General features: G+C 71.3%; 12 protein-coding genes. 7 read left to right on the top strand and 5 right to left on the bottom strand.

The genetic code is table 11. The features are described from left to right. Nucleotides 1-29: 29 nt before the first annotated feature. Together JAO81_RS14195 and JAO81_RS14190 are read right to left on the bottom strand one after the other, a co-directional pair. Nucleotides 30-584, bottom strand: coding sequence for a hypothetical protein (locus tag JAO81_RS14195; protein ID WP_199548195.1), 555 nt, complete (start codon nucleotides 582-584; stop codon nucleotides 30-32). A gap of 140 nt (nucleotides 585-724) precedes the next feature. After that, nucleotides 725-1,510 (bottom strand): glutamate racemase, encoded by a 786-nt coding sequence (locus tag JAO81_RS14190; RefSeq protein ID WP_199548194.1) that lies wholly within the window; start codon nucleotides 1,508-1,510, stop codon nucleotides 725-727. A gap of 58 nt (nucleotides 1,511-1,568) precedes the next feature. Between JAO81_RS14190 and JAO81_RS14185 the strand changes: the two genes are divergently transcribed. Next, complete coding sequence (locus JAO81_RS14185; RefSeq protein WP_199548193.1) at nucleotides 1,569-2,753, top strand: glycosyltransferase; 1,185 nt, start codon at nucleotides 1,569-1,571, stop codon at nucleotides 2,751-2,753. A 10-nt stretch (nucleotides 2,754-2,763) separates the two neighbouring features. On the opposite strand, the gene JAO81_RS14180 is transcribed toward JAO81_RS14185, so the two are convergent. After that, complete coding sequence (locus JAO81_RS14180) at nucleotides 2,764-4,053, bottom strand: TerD family protein (RefSeq protein ID WP_233415354.1); 1,290 nt, start codon at nucleotides 4,051-4,053, stop codon at nucleotides 2,764-2,766. Nucleotides 4,054-4,404: 351 nt separating this feature from the next. Between JAO81_RS14180 and JAO81_RS14175 the strand changes: the two genes are divergently transcribed. From JAO81_RS14175 to JAO81_RS14165, 3 genes are all read left to right on the top strand, one after another. Beyond that, nucleotides 4,405-5,403 carry a class I SAM-dependent methyltransferase gene (locus JAO81_RS14175; RefSeq protein WP_199548191.1) on the top strand — a complete coding sequence of 333 codons (999 nt, stop codon included), beginning with the start codon at nucleotides 4,405-4,407 and terminating at the stop codon, nucleotides 5,401-5,403. 453 nt (nucleotides 5,404-5,856) lie between these two features. Continuing rightward, the gene (locus JAO81_RS14170; protein WP_199548190.1) at nucleotides 5,857-6,315 is read left to right on the top strand and encodes a DUF6643 family protein; all 459 of its coding nucleotides are present in this window, start codon (nucleotides 5,857-5,859) and stop codon (nucleotides 6,313-6,315) included. A gap of 46 nt (nucleotides 6,316-6,361) precedes the next feature. Then, nucleotides 6,362-7,198: an MOSC domain-containing protein gene (locus JAO81_RS14165; RefSeq protein ID WP_199548189.1), complete on the top strand. Its 837-nt coding sequence runs from the start codon at nucleotides 6,362-6,364 to the stop codon at nucleotides 7,196-7,198. A gap of 333 nt (nucleotides 7,199-7,531) precedes the next feature. Here JAO81_RS14165 and JAO81_RS14160 read toward each other — a convergent pair whose 3' ends face one another. After that, a complete protein-coding gene (locus JAO81_RS14160) occupies nucleotides 7,532-7,921 on the bottom strand; it encodes a RidA family protein (RefSeq protein WP_199548188.1) in 390 nt (129 codons plus the stop codon). Between the two features lie 72 nt (nucleotides 7,922-7,993). Between JAO81_RS14160 and JAO81_RS14155 the strand changes: the two genes are divergently transcribed. The 3 genes from JAO81_RS14155 (at nucleotide 7,994) to JAO81_RS14145 (ending at nucleotide 12,272) form a co-directional block, all read left to right on the top strand. Beyond that, the gene (locus JAO81_RS14155) at nucleotides 7,994-8,950 is read left to right on the top strand and encodes a LysR family transcriptional regulator (protein WP_199548187.1); all 957 of its coding nucleotides are present in this window, start codon (nucleotides 7,994-7,996) and stop codon (nucleotides 8,948-8,950) included. Between the two features lie 190 nt (nucleotides 8,951-9,140). Next, complete coding sequence (locus tag JAO81_RS14150) at nucleotides 9,141-9,740, top strand: hypothetical protein (protein ID WP_199548186.1); 600 nt, start codon at nucleotides 9,141-9,143, stop codon at nucleotides 9,738-9,740. Nucleotides 9,741-9,878: 138 nt separating this feature from the next. Continuing rightward, on the top strand, nucleotides 9,879-12,272 hold the full coding sequence (locus JAO81_RS14145) for a right-handed parallel beta-helix repeat-containing protein (protein ID WP_199548185.1): 2,394 nt from the start codon (nucleotides 9,879-9,881) through the stop codon (nucleotides 12,270-12,272). Here the strand turns inward: JAO81_RS14145 and JAO81_RS14140 are convergent. Further along, nucleotides 12,242-14,524 carry a hypothetical protein gene (locus JAO81_RS14140; RefSeq protein WP_233415353.1) on the bottom strand — a complete coding sequence of 761 codons (2,283 nt, stop codon included), beginning with the start codon at nucleotides 14,522-14,524 and terminating at the stop codon, nucleotides 12,242-12,244. The genes JAO81_RS14145 and JAO81_RS14140 overlap by 31 nt on opposite strands. Between the last annotated feature and the right edge of the window lie 199 nt (nucleotides 14,525-14,723).

Genomic DNA, 14,723 nt, shown 5'->3' with positions numbered 1-14,723 from the left:
GCGCCCCGCGCCCTGGCGCAGAGCGGACGTCAGGCGCCCTGCGCGGGACCGGCGGTGGGCAGCCTGAGGCGTTCGCGGATGAAGTGCACCGCCGCTTCGGCGTCGTCGACGGTGACGGTGAACTTCCGTCCGTCGCCCAGGTTCAGGACCAGTCCCTCACCACGCCGTACGACCACGGCGGTGCCCTTCTCGGGACGCCAGCGGCAGCCCCAGCCGCCCCACTGCTGCGGCGTGATCCGCGGGGCGAACTCGGCGGCGACGACATTGTCGAGCAGGATGCGGCGCCTGGGCAGACCCATGTGTCCGCAGCGCACTTCGAGGGCTTCGGTGTCCACCCGTACCGCCACATGAACGAAGGCCAGGGTGCCGAAGAGCATCAGCAGTCCCGCCGTGACGCAGCCGACCACCGCCATCACCAGGGGCGCGAGCCCCGAGGTCCAGGGCGAGTCGACGGCCAGCTCGATACCGAGCGCCATGCAGGCCGCGCCGAAGCTGGCGAGCAGCCACTGCACACGGTTCGTGGCACGGCCGGTCCAGATCTCCGGCTGGGGCTGTACGCCCCGCTCTTCGTGGGGGTCCTTCATGGCGTGAAGGCTACTAGTGTTCCGCTGCGAAGGCACGGGATCGCGGAGCGTGACATTCAGTTGTGCGACCCATGTATCCCACGGGTCCTGCCCAGGTGTCCCACGGGTCCTGCCCAATGCGTCCCACGGGTCCTGCGGACTCAGTGGGCGGCGCTGGAGACCCTGAGCCGGCGGCCTTCCGCGTAGGCGAGCGCGGCCGCGGGGAGGTCGCCCTCCCGGCCGGTGAGCAGCACGGTCAGCGACCCCGTGGCGGGGACGTCGGGTGCGGGCTCGAGGTGGATGCGGCGCAGGGCCTGGGCGGCGACGGCGCCGGCGCTGCCGTGCAGGACGAGGGGTGCTTCGCCGGGCTGCTGCACGGCGGCGCGGATACGCTCCGCGACCAGCTCGTAGTGGGTGCAGCCGAGGACGACGGCGCGCACGTTCTTCGGCGTGAGGGCGGCGGCCGCGGCGATCGCCCGGTCGATGGCCGCTTCGTCGGCGTGCTCGACGGCGTCGGCCAGGCCGGGGCAGGGCACTTCGGTGACGTCGACTCCGGCCGCGAACTCGCCGATCAGGCCCCGCTGGTACGGGCTGCCGGTGGTGGCGGGCGTGGCCCAGATCGCGACGGGTCCGCCGCCCGCGGCGGCGGGCTTGATGGCGGGGACGGTCCCGATCACGGGGATCTGCGGTTCGAGACGGGCGCGCAGGGCGGGCAGCGCGTGCACGGAGGCCGTGTTGCAGCCGACGATCAGGGCGTCGGGCCGGCGGGCCGCGGCGGCCTCGGCGCAGGCCAGCGCGCGGCCGGTGAGGTCTTCGTGGGTGCGCAGGCCCCAGGGCATTCCCTCGGGGTCGCAGGTGAGCACGAGATCGGCGTCCGGCCGCAGGCGCCGTACCGCGGCGGCGGCGGGGAGCAGGCCGATTCCGGAGTCCAGGAGCGCGATCTTCACCCGGCCCACCATAGATGATTGCGCCCTCGCGGCCGTGGCGTGGGGCATCATCCCCAGGATGAGCGCACTCGCTTGGACCGCCGTATCGTCGCTCGCCGCCTGGCTGTGGCTGCTGCTCGCGCAGGGCTTCTTCTGGCGTACGGACATCAGGCTGCCCGCCCGCCGCACGCCGGCGTCCTGGCCCTCGGTGGCCTTGGTCGTACCGGCCAGGGACGAGGCCGCGGTACTCCCGCTGAGCCTTCCTTCACTGCTCAAGCAGGACTACCCCGGTGAGGCGCGGATCTTCCTCGTGGACGATTCCAGCTCGGACGGCACCGGGGAGCTGGCCCGTGCGCTCGCCGGTCAGCACGGCGGGCTGCCGCTGACCGTGACGACGCCGGGCGAACCGCCGGCCGGCTGGACGGGGAAGCTGTGGGCGGTGCGGCACGGGATCGCCGAGGCTCGCAGCGCTCAACAGCCCGATTACCTGCTCCTGACCGATGCCGATATCGCCCATGAGCCGGACAGCCTGCGGGAGTTGGTGGCGGCCGCGCATGGCTCCGGGTTCGATCTCGTCTCGCAGATGGCGCGGCTGCGGGCCGCGAGCGTCTGGGAGCGGCTGATCGTTCCGGCGTTCGTCTCCTTCTTCGCGCAGCTGTATCCGTTCCGCGGGATCGCCGTGGACGGACCGCGGACGGCGGCCGCGGCGGGCGGGTGCGTGCTGCTGCGCGACGAGGCGGCCGCCCGGGCGCGGGTGCCGGAGTCCATCCGGCACGCGGTGATCGACGACGTGGCCCTTGCACGGGCGGTGAAGTCGACGGGCGGCCGGATCTGGCTGGGGCTCGCCGACAAGGTCGACAGCATCCGCCCGTATCCGCGGCTCGGTGATCTGTGGCGGATGGTCTCGCGCAGCGCGTACGCGCAGTTGCGCCACCAGCCGCTGCTGCTGCTCGGCACGGTCGCGGGGCTGCTGCTCGTGTACGTGGTGCCGCCGGCCGGTCTGGTCCTGGCGCTCGCCACCGGGGACGGAACGGCCGCATGGGCGGCCGGTCTGGCGTGGCTGGTGATGACGGCCACGTACATCCCGATGCTCCGCTACTACCGGCAGCCGCTCCGGCTCGCGCCGCTGCTGCCGGCGACGGCGGTGCTGTATCTGCTGATGACCGTGGACTCGGCCGTGCAGCACTACCGGGGGCGCGGAGCCGCGTGGAAGGGCCGCACCTATGCGCGGCCCGACCGCACGGAACCCGCCCCCGATCAGTGAAGCCGCGGCGTCACTTGCGGCCCGGGGTCCAGTCGAGGCCCCAGCCGTACGCGTAGTCGACGGTGCGCTGCGGGCTGACGCCGCGCTCGGGGACCAGGAAGCGGGACTCGCGGCGGACGAGCAGGTCGCCGTGCTCATTGGTGAGCAGGGCCAGGGCGCAGACCGTCGAAGGGACCGTGCACTCGTCGAGCGAGAAGTCGATCGACGCGCCGTGCTGCGGGGTCAGCGTCACCGTCGCGTTGAGGTCGGCGAAGCTGCGGGCGCCCTCGTAGATGGTGACGAAGATCAGGATGCGCCGGAAGGCGTTCTTGTGGTCGAGGTTGATCGACATGTTCTCGCCCGAGGCGTTGGCGCCCGTGCGGTCGTCGCCGTCGAGGTGGATGAACGGCGGGCGGTCGAGCGCTCCGAAGGCGTTGCCGAGCGCCTGGATCACGCCCTTGCGGCCGTCGGACAGTTCGTAGAGCGCGCACAGGTCGAGGTCGAGGTCCGAGTGCATGGCGACGGCGCGGCCGAGCTTGGCGCCCCAGCCCTTGAACTGCTTGCGCACCTCCCAGTTGAGGTTGATGCGCATCCCGCCCGAGGTGCCGCCCTGCTGGGGGAGGGAGACGGGGGGCGCGTTCTTGGCCAGCGTCACCTTGGTGAGCGGGAGGGGAGCGGGCGCGGCCGGCGGGGCGGCCGGGGGCGGCGGAGCCGCTGCCGGGACGTAGGCCGCCGGCGGTGGCGTGACGTGCGGGGCCGGGGCGGGTGCAGGGGCCGGCGCCGGGGCGGGCGCCGCCTGCTGGGGTTCGTCGACGGTGATCCCGAAGTCGGTCGCCAGGCCCTCGAGTCCGCTGCTGTATCCCTGGCCCACCGCGCGGAACTTCCACGCGCCCTGGCGCCGGTAGAGCTCACCCAGGACGAAGGCCGTCTCGACCGAGGCGTCCGCGCTGTCGTACCGCGCGATCTGCGCCCCGCCCGACGCGTCCACCACGCGGATGTGCAGTCCCGGCACCTGTCCGAAGGTGCCGCCGTCGGCCGAGGCGGCGATCACGATCGTCTCGATGGCCGGCTCCACGCGCCCGAGGTCCACGCTCAGGCCGTCGACGGTCTGCCCGCCCTCGGCGCGCTTGCCCTCGTACCGCACCGCACCCGACGTGTGCGCGGCCTGGTTGTAGAAGACGAAGTCCGCGTCGCTGCGCACCTTGCCGCCGGCGAGCAGCAGCGCCGAGGCGTCGGCGTCGGGCACACCGGGCCCGGACTGCCAGCCGATCTCGATCCGAACGGCGGGCGCGGGCACCGCAACGTTCGAGCCCTTAGGCATGGACTGCATGGACATTCGTGCCCCCACTAGCGCGTCGTCGCGTCGACAAGGTCCCCACCGGCGGGGCCACCGGGCATCGCCGCCGGTGGGACCCCGGATGTTCCCGCACAACTTAGCCCGACCGCCGGGTCCGGCGCCTCCGCTCTTCACGGCAAATTCCTGGCCGGCCGGTGGCTGTCCCGCGGCATTCACCGTCGTACGGCGATGCGGCGTTCATGGCACGTACGCCGGGTCGTCATGGCGCATCCATCCGGGCGCGCGAGCCTGCGACACCCACAAGTGCCTTTCTCCCCCCACCACTTGGCTCCGCCGTTCGACGTTCACCGGTTCCGCGCGAGACATGAGGTCACCATGCCGACCCTCGGCCAGCTCTACCCGCAGCTCGATTCCGTCCAGCTGCCCGAGAACCTTCCGTACACCCAATGCAGCGCCTTCGAGCTGCGCTTTCTCTATCTGCTCGGCAAGCACCGGCTGACCGGCGCGCAGGGGGACCTGATCGAACTGGGCTCGGGCGGCGGGGGTTCCACTTACGCCGCCGCACTGGGTCTGAGCGAGAACCCCGAGTTCGACAGGAGTTCGGCGAAGCTGCACGCGTACGACTTCTTCCGCGTCGGAAAGGGCACGTTCGCCACCGAGAAGTTCTTCGCGGGCGGGAAGGCGCCGGACGGGCAGAGTTCCTTCCTCGAGGACTTCCAAGAAGTCCTCGGACCCTTCCTCGACTTCGTCGAGATACACGCCGGCGACATCTGGGAGACCTCCGACCCGCAGGAGAAGCGGCCCATCGAGTTCCTCCATGTCGACATCGCCAAGACGGCCCGGGTGTGGACCTGTGTGGCCGAGCGCTTTCTGCCGCGCCTTCGGCCCGGATCGGTGCTGCTGCACCAGGACTTCGCCGGTCCGCGGCTGCCCTGGCTGCACTACAGCACCGGTGCGCTGCTCCCCTACATCGAGCTCGCGGGCCCGCCGATCCGCTCGACCCTGGCCTTCGAGGTCACCGAGCGCATTCCGGACGAGGTCTTCCGGGCCATCGCCGAGGACGACTTCAGCATCGAGAAGAAGATCGATCTGATCTCCGCCGTGCAGGAACGAGTCGACCGCGATCACACGGGCGGCATCCCTTTCCGGTCCGTACTGGAACTCGCCAAGGCCTTCGTGCTGCATTACGAGGGTGATCACCGACGGGCCTGGAAGATCGCGGAGCCGCTGACCGACGACGCGTATCTCGCCCGGACCCGCGCCGATCACTTCCGCCAGATCAAGGCCGAACTGCCCGCGCCGGCCCCCGCCGTCCGGCGTTCCACGGTGCGGCGGCGTCTGGGCCGGCTCGCCCGCAAGGTCGGGCTGCGCTAGGGCCTGATCCACAAGGCAGGCCCTACGGCCGTCAGCCGGATCCGGTTTCCCTGGTCACGGCGGCAGTTCCGCTCACCGTCCCGGGTGAACTTCTCAGGGCGCCGAAGGGGGGCAGCCGGCCACCCGTCGTGCGCCCCCTGCATGCGCCGGGCTCCTGCTCCTCGAGGCCGCCGAGTCGAACGGATCCGGGCCTTCGCCGCGGCGCTTGGTTCCGCGGCCCGCGCCGCCCGAGTCCGAGGTTGCGCGGGCCGTGCCTCTCCCATGGCCGGTTCCGCGAAACCAAACTGGACAATTGAGCGACATTTTGACCGTTCGTATGCGACTTCGGGGCCGCCGAGTTGAGCTCATGGCTCGCAAAGCGAAACGGGTGCGTCAAGTCCTGATGATTTCCACACAAGCCCCACCGATGTCAGGGCTATCCAACCAGCACATCGTGGGCTTAACTTATGTGCCATGACCTCCCCCCGCTCCACCTACGGCGGCGGTTACTACTCCGCGCCGTCCTTCCCGGACACCCCGATCTACGACTCCCTCGTGGCCGAGCGGGGTACGCCGCAGATCGCCCCGATCCGGGTGCCTTCCGCGTACGACACGTCGAGCAGCTATCTGCCCGCCCTGCCGGCCGCGCTTCCCGCACTGCCGGCCGCCCCTTCGCCAGGGCCCGCGCAGCACTCGTACTCCTACGGCCAGCAGCAGGCGCCCCTGCAGCACGCGCCTGCCCCGTACATCCCGCAGCAGCCTTCGGTGCAGCGCGGCGGCTACGCCGGTGCGCAGCCGATGCCGCAGCCGCAGCGCCCGGTGGCGGGGTCCGGCTACGAGGCCATGCGGCCCGCCGCCCCGCGGCCCGCACCGGCGCCCGCGCCGTACGAGGACCCGTACTACCGCCAGCATCCTGGCGGCCGCGGTTACTGATCGACCGGCTGCGGGGGCCGGGGAGCGGACTGGCAGGATGGGTGTCATGCCGACCGCGACATCGCTTCCGGTGCCACTCCATCGGATCCTGGTCCCCCGGTGGAGGGCGGGGGGGGCTTCCGCCCCCCCTTCAGCTGTGGTCGAACCCTGGGGTCTCGCCGGTGACCGGCGCTGGCTCCTGGTCGACTCCGACGGTCGGCTGGTCACGCAGCGCGGGCAGCGTCACCTGGCTCTGGTGGAGCCGGAATTGACGACCCACGGCGTGACATTCACGGCGCCCGGACGCGCTGCGCTGCCGGTCACCGTCCCCGAGTCCGACGAGACCGTGACGGTGGGGGTGTGGCAGGACAAGATCGAGGCCGTGCTCGCGGATGATGAGGCGCACGCCTGGTTCAGCGACTATCTGCAGACCGACGTCCGGCTGGTCCATCTCGACGATCCGGCCACCCGGCGGCCCATCGACCCCGAGTACGCCGAGCCCGGTGAGACGGTGTCGTTCGCGGATGGCTATCCGCTGCTGCTCACCACGCTCGCCTCGCTCGACGCCCTCAACTCACTGATCGCGCAAGGCGATCATGCCGATGAGGGTCCGCTGCCGATGAATCGTTTCCGCCCCAATGTGGTCATCGCGGGCACCGCCCCGTGGGCGGAGGACGACTTCCGGCGGGTCGCGATCGGGGAGGCTGTCTTCCGGGTCGTGAAGCCCTGCGGGCGCTGCGTCGTGACGACCACGAACCAGACGACCGCCGAGCGCGGCAAGGAGCCGCTGCGCACGCTGGCCCGCCACCGCCGCTTCGACGACCAACTCGTCTTCGGCCAGAACCTGATCCCCGAGACCACCGGCACGATCCGTGTCGGGGATGCGGTGCGGGTGCTCGGCTGAGCCCGTGCGTCGTCGCTTCACCCCTCGTCGGGGATGCGTGGTCCTGCCGCCCGCCGGCTGGGCCCGGTCTCCGACCAGGGTGTCGAGGATGCCGCTCGTCGAAGTGACCTATGCGCCCACGGTGCCCGAGCCCCGCCTGCGTGAACTCGGCGACGTACTACCGCACCTGGTGTCCCTGGCTGTGGAGTGCCCCGAGGAGCCCTATGACGGCAAGCTGCAACCCGGGGCATCCACGCAGCCACCGGACTCGTCGATTTCGGCGTCTACCTGTCGCTGCCGAGAGCCGCTTGGTCTCAGGGAGACTGATCACTCACACCCGCCGGGGCAGGCAGGTCAGCCGGTCCTCCGGCGTGCGTACACCTCGATCTCGATCTTCATCCTGGGGTCGGCGAGGCCGCACATCAGCATCGTGGCGGCCGGCCGGATCTCGCCGAAGCAGCGGCGCAGGACCGGCCAGCAGGGCTCGAAGTCCTCGCGGTCGGGCAGCAGATAGCGCACCCGCACCACGTCGGCGAACGTGCACCCGGCCTCGGTCAGCGCGGCCTCGACGTTGCGCAGGCACTGCTCGGCCTGCTCCACCACGTCGTCGGAGATCGTCATCGTCGCGTAGTCGAATCCGGTCGTCCCGGACACGTGCACCCAGTCGCCATCGACCACGGCACGGGCATAGCCGATCTGTTCCTCGAAGGCCGAACCGCTGAGGATCGCACGTCTCTCTGTCATGCGCCGAACGCTAAGCGGCCCAAACCGATACGTCTAATACGTCTGCGTGGATGCTCTGATATCTCTGGGCGTATGGAGCGCCCCGAACTCCCCCTGGCCCAGCTGCACGCCTTCGTCGTCCTCGCGGAGGAACTCCACTTCGGCCACGCGGCCGCCCGGCTCGGCATCGCCCAGCCGCCGCTGAGCCAGCAGATCCGCCGCCTCGAGGACAAAGTCGGCCACGCGCTGTTCACCCGCGCTTCCGGCGGTGTCGGCCTGACCCCGGCCGGCCGCGAACTCCTGCCCGCCGCACGGCAGTCACTCGCCGCCCTCGCCTACGGACTCTCCGCGGCGAGGGATGTCGGCAGCGGCCGGGCCGGCCGGCTGCGGATCGGCTTCGCCGCCTCCCTCGCCCTGACCGTCCTGCCCGGCCTGCTGCGCACGTATCGCGACCAATTCCCCGGCGTGCGGCTGGACATTCACGAGATGACCACCGCACCGCAGCTCGCCGCCCTGCACGAAGGGAGCATCGACGTCGGTCTGGTGCGCGAACCCCCGACCGACGAGCCGGAGCTCGGCTTCAGGACGGTGCTCAGCGAACCCTTCGTGGCCGTGCTGCCGTCCACCCATCCACTGGCCGCCCAACGGACCGTACGAGTCGAGCAGTTGGCGGACTCGCCGTTCGTACTCCTGCCCCGCACCGTCGGACCGGCCCTGCACGACCGGATCATCGGTCTGTGCACCGCGGCAGGATTCACCCCCGAAGTGGTCCAGCACGCGGTGGAGTGGCAGACCGTATGCGCGCTCGTGGAGACCGGTCTCGGCGTCTGCCTGGCGCCCGCGAGCATCCGGCGCATCCGCCTCAAGGGCGTCGCGTTCCGCGGGCTCGCACCCGGCACCGCCCGTACACACGTGGCCGTCGCCTGGCGCCTGAACGACGACAATCCGCTGGTCACCCACCTGTTGGAGACCGTCAGCCAGGATCCGTCGGACGGGCCCAGGCCCGGACGACGAGCCGCTGCGCCCACCACAGGGGGCCGCGAAACCTGACCCCGCTCTGGGAAATCGCGAGGGCACGGGAGAGAATCACAGGCAGCGCGAATGCCCCGCGGCCGTGGCGGGCCCGGGGCGATCAAAAGGGGCGCCATCGCAGGGATGACGCCGTCCGTTATGGGCACCTGTTGTACTGAACCGTGCCGTGCCGTCACCGCGGACACGGAAGGGGTGCGCAGTGTTGCAAATGATCACAGGACTGTGGCGCTGGCGGGGCAATCCGCTGCGCCGCGCGACCGACGCCCTGGAGGCCTGGGTCGCACTGTCCGCCTTGCTCGCCATGCTCCTTGTGGCACCACTCGTCGGCGCCGCGGTCGGGGCATCGAGCAGTACGGCGCTCAACCGTGCGGTACAAGTTCAGCATGACTCCCGGCATCGTGTACAGGCGACGGTAGACAAAATCTCCGGGCAGTACCGCGTCGATCCCGACCCCGAGACCTCGAGCAATCGGGACACCGGTGCCCGCGTCCAGGCCGACTGGCAGGCCCCGGACGGCACATGGCAGCACGGCTCCGTGGCCAGCGGCAGGGCCCACCCGCAGGTGGGCGACACGTTCACCCTCTGGGTCGACGACCAGGGCAGGCCCGTCGCACCGCCCATGGCCACAGGCACCGCCGGTGTCCATGCCGCGCTCGCCGGAATCGGTGCGGCCGGTCTCACGGCCGGTCTGATCGAGGGGCTGCGCCGGCTCGCCGTCTGGTCGATCCTGCGCCGGCGCTACGACCGGTGGGACACCGAGTGGGCGAAGGCGGGTCCCGACTGGGGGCGTACCGGTACCGGCAGTTGAGGCCACCGCTCACGCCCGGCGGTGTGCGTTCCTCGTCACGGTGACGACCTGGCCGACCGGTCAATGCGGTCGTCGCGCGCACGCTACGGTGGTGCGTCAGACGCGACGAATACGCAGAGGTGGGGGCTAAGCAGCGCCATGGCTCAGGGCACGGTCCAGGTGACGCACACCGGCCGGGCGGGGTGGCGGCCCCGCACCGGCGAATCCGCCTCCCCCCCCGCCGCACGGGAGGCGGCGGGCGACGGCGATGTCCTGACCGTCGCCCCCGGCACGTATCGCGAGAACCTGGTGGTGCTGCGGGCCGTGACCCTGCGCGGGCCCGAGGGCTCGCCCGGTTCGGTGCGGCTCGCGCCCGTGGACGGGGTGCCGTTGACGGTACGGGCCTCCGCCGTCGTACAGGATCTGCAGCTCGAAGGGCAGGATGCGGCGGCGCCCGCGCTGCTCGTGGAGGACGGGGCGCCCCAGCTCGCGGATCTGCGGATCGTGACGCGCTCGGCCAGCGGCCTCGAAGTGCGCGGGGGCGCACGGCCCACCGTGCGGCGCTGCACCGTCGACAATCCGGCCGGCATCGGCATCGCCGTACTCGACGGCGGCGGCGGGGTGTTCGAGGAGTGCGAGGTCGTGGCCGCCGGTCAGACCGGTGTCGTCGTGCGCGGCGGTGCGCACCCGCGGCTGGAGCGCTGCCGCGTGCACCACGCCTCGGGCGCGGGCCTGAGCGTCACCGGGGAGAACTCGGCGCTCGAGGCGCTGGGTTGTGAGGTGTACGAGATCAAGGGCGCGGGCGTCCAGATCACCTCGCGGGCCACCGCGCATCTCACGGACTGCGATGTGCACCGCACCACCGCCGACGGCGTCACGCTCGACACGGACGCGGTACTGACCCTCTCCGACTGCCGGTTGCACGACATCCCGGAGAACGCGGTGGACCTTCGCTCGCGTTCGGTGCTGACCCTCACGCGCTCCACGGTGAGCCGCTTCGGGCGCAACGGTCTCTCGGTGTGGGATCCGGGCACCCGCGTGGACGCCAACCAGTGTGAGATCCATGACAGTACGGGCGACTATCCGGCCGTCTGGGTCAGCGACGGCGCGACGGCGGTGCTCAATGCCTGCCGTGTACACGATGTGCCGGATGCCTTGTTCGTCCTGGACCGCGGCTCGCGCGTCGACGTGGTGGACTCCGATCTCTCCCAAGTACGCAACACCGCCGTGTCGGTGAGCGACGGCGCGACCGCCCAGCTCGACGACTGCCGGATCCGGGAAGCGGCGACCGGCGCCTGGTTCCGTGACCACGGCAGCGGCGGCACGCTGTCCGGCTGCACCATCGACGCGTCGCAGACCGGCGTGATCGTCACCAAGGGAGCCGATCCCTCCATCGAACGCTGCACGGTGACCTCGCCCGCGGAGGCGGGCTTCTATGTGTCGGCCGAGGGCCGCGGTTCGTTCCACGGCTGCCGTGTGACGGGCAGTGGCGGCTACGGCTTCCATGTCCTCGACGGCTGCCGCACCACGCTGCGCAAATGCCGTACGGAGCGATGCGCGCGCGGCGGTTACGAGTTCGCCGAGGACGGTCCGCAGGTCGAGGACTGCACCAGTGACGAGAGCACGGTCACGCGCCCCGTCGTCCAGGAGGCGGCAGTGCAGACGGCGACGCAGACCCCCGGACTGCTCGGGTCGATCCCGGGGCAGCGCAGCACGGAGCACGAACCGTCGCCGGCGCCGGTACGCACGTCGAACGCCGTGCTCGGTGAACTCGACAAGCTGGTGGGCCTGGACAGCGTCAAACGGGAAGTGCGGGCGCTCACCGACATGATCGAGATCGGCCGCAAGCGCCAGCAGGCCGGACTCAAGGCGGCTTCCGCGCGCAGGCATCTGGTATTCACGGGCTCCCCCGGCACCGGAAAGACCACGGTCGCGCGGTTGTACGGGGAGATCCTGGCCGCCCTGGGAGTCCTGGACAAGGGACATCTCGTCGAGGTGTCCCGGGTCGATCTGGTCGGCGAACACATCGGTTCGACCGCGATCCGCACCCAGGAGGCCTTCGAGAAGGCCCGCGGAGGTGTGCTGTTCATCGACGAGGCCTACGCCCTGTCCCCCGAGGACTCGGGACGCGACTTCGGCCGCGAAGCGATCGACACCTTGGTGAAGCTGATGGAGGACCACCGCGAGGCGGTCGTCGTGATCGTCGCGGGCTACACGGCCGAGATGGAGCGCTTCCTGTCCGTCAACCCCGGTGTGGCGTCGCGCTTTTCGCGCACCATCACCTTCGGCGACTACTCGCCCGAGGAGCTGCTCAGCATCGTGGAGCAGCAGGCCGAGGAGCACGAGTACCGGCTCGCGCCCCACACGGGTGAGGCGCTGCTCAAGTACTTCACGGTGCTGCCGAAGGGTCCGGCTTTCGGCAACGGCCGTACCGCGCGCCAGACCTTCGAGGCGATGGTGGAACGGCATGCGGGCCGGGTCGCCCAGCTCGCCGAGGTGAACACGGACGACCTGACTCTGCTCTACCCCGAGGACCTGCCCGAACTTCCCTGAGATCCCTCGGAGTCGGGCCCGGGCTGTGACGGGACCGCGCCGAGTCCCCGGGTCACGGCGGGCCGCAACCGCTGGAGCAGCTCTTCGCGCTCCTCGTCGAAGGCCGGGTCGGCCTGGTATTCGGAATGGCCGAGGATCGGCGCGGGCAGCGGATGGGTCTGCGTACGCCCGTACGCCAAGGGGTCCTTGAGCGGCGGATGGTCGACGGCCGGACCGCACTCGCCTTCGAGCCCGATCGGTCCGCCGATCGGATCGGTGGGCCGGTGCAGATTGCGCCAGCAGTCGACTTCGCGGTGCAGCGCGGTGAGCGCGGCGGGTCCGAAGTGGGCGGGGAACCAGCGCCCGTAGAGCCTTTGCAGCGGTGAGCCGTAGGTCAGCAACCCCACGCCCTTGCGGACCGCGGGGCTCAACTGCCAGGCGGCCGCGGCCGCGAGGACGCTGCCCTGGGAATGCCCGGAGATGATCAGACGTCCTTCGGTCTTCTGCGTCCAGGTGGCCATGCGCCAGGTCAGATCCGGCACCGCGCGCTCCGCGTAGCAGGGCGGCGCGAACGGATGGGCGGCACGCGGCCAGAACGTGCCGACGTCCCACAGGATGCCGATGGTGCGCCGCGCGGAGGCATCACGGTAGGCGCGCCGGCCCCAGGTGACGAACAGTATGAACCCGAAGCCGATCAGCCAGGATCCGAGCGCCTGCGCGGTCTGGGCGGCCCCGCCGATGAAGCCGGGCGCGCCGGCCGCCGCCACTCCGGGCACCTCACCGGTCATCCACGCCCCGGTCAGAGCGCCGGCACCGAGCAACAGCGTTATGGCCGCGACGCAGCCGATGAGCACCGGTGCGCTGTCGGTGAGGGCGGCGGTCGCACGCACCCGGGCGATCTTCCGGGTACGGGACTCATGCGGCCGCTCCCCCGGGTACTCCCGCTCCACCCGGGCCTGTTCGAGACGGCGGCGACGCAGCGTACGGACGCCGAAGAGCAGGACGAGCAGCAGCACCACGACGAGAAGCAGCGGAATCATGGCGGCCTGCCAGGACAGCAGAACGGGCGGGCCCGGCAGCGGGGCGTCGGTGTCGCCCGGTGTGGCCGAACCGTCCAGCCAGTCGCCGACGCGCTGGGCCACACCGCCCGACATCACTCCGCCGAGCGCGCAGGCCAGCATCGCGACACAGGGGCCGCCGAGTCCGCGCAGGGCCGTGCCGGACAACGGATCGCTGCGGTACAGAACGGTCGCGGCGACGGCGAGCGCCAGCACAAGGAGCCCCTGCACCAGCGTGATCCCGCCGAAGGTCTGGTCGCCGGGAAGGCGGCCCGACGAGACCCAGTCGGGGCGGTCCCACCCCGCATACAGGAGACAGAGCGCGAGGACGGCGAGGGAGGCGAGCGGCAGGACGGTGACGACCATGCGGTCCAGATGCGCGTCGACGGTCGTGTCCTTGCGGCCTCGGCGGCACAGCACATAGACGACGATCAGACCGCCTGCGATCAGGACGCCTTCGAGCACCCGGCCCGCGCCGTCGAGCAGCGCGAGTCCGCCGGCCGCACGGTCGTGGCGGGCCGCGGAGGTGGCGACCGCAGCGGCGACCGTGAGCAGTCCGGCCGCGGTGTGCGCGGCGCGCAGCCGGGCCACGAAGGGGCGGCCGTACCAGAAGCCGGGCCGGGAGAGCGCGCTGCGGTGCGTGTCCTCCTCCTGTTCCTGCTGCTGCGGATACGGCTGCGCCGACTCGTACGCGCTCCAGGTGCGATGCGAGAGATACCAGAGCAGTCCGGTGAGCGCGGCGGGCACGAGCGCGGCGAGCGCGAGCCGGCGTCCGGGCTGGCTCCACCAGCCGCCGCCCGACACCTCGGGTGAGAGGAATCCCAGCCATGCGCGGTCGTCGGCGCAGGACGGGGTGCCCGCGCACTGCCAGGCCGTCAGATCGAGCGCGACCTCGCAGGCCGCGGCGACCAGGAGCACGGTCAGGGTGAGGCCGAGCAGCCGGACCAGGACCCCGTACACGCGGATGGTGCGCCTGCGCCCGCGCGAGCTCGGGCGCATCCAGTGCGCGAGGTTGGCCACCATGAAGGGCAGCAGGAGCAGCCACAGGGCGCGGGCGCCGTTGCCGGAGGTCAGGCCGCACCAGACGTAGGCCTCGGCGACGGGTTTGTCCCGGTAGTCCTCGGGGCGCTGTTCGGCGTCCGCGTCATCGGTGCGGCGGTAGATGGCCGCGGTGTCGTCGCCGGTGATCCGTACGGTGCGTGGATCACCGAGCATCTTCTCGGGTGTGGCCCCGCCCACGCCGTGGACGAGCAGTTCAAGAGCGGTCTTCTCCGCCGTGGCACGCTGCACCGGTCAGCAGCTCCCCCGTGAGTCACCTACGTACTGAGTGAACGTGTGCGAGATCAGGATCCCGCCACCACCGGCCCGTGTGCACCCCTCGTCACGGAATCTCCTCGCCGTGTACGGTTCCGTT

Origin of the sequence: Streptomyces sp. N35 (assembly GCF_016464295.1) — a bacterium.
Lineage (GTDB): Bacteria > Actinomycetota > Actinomycetes > Streptomycetales > Streptomycetaceae > Streptomyces.
This window is presented reverse-complemented; position numbering and strand designations above follow the sequence as displayed.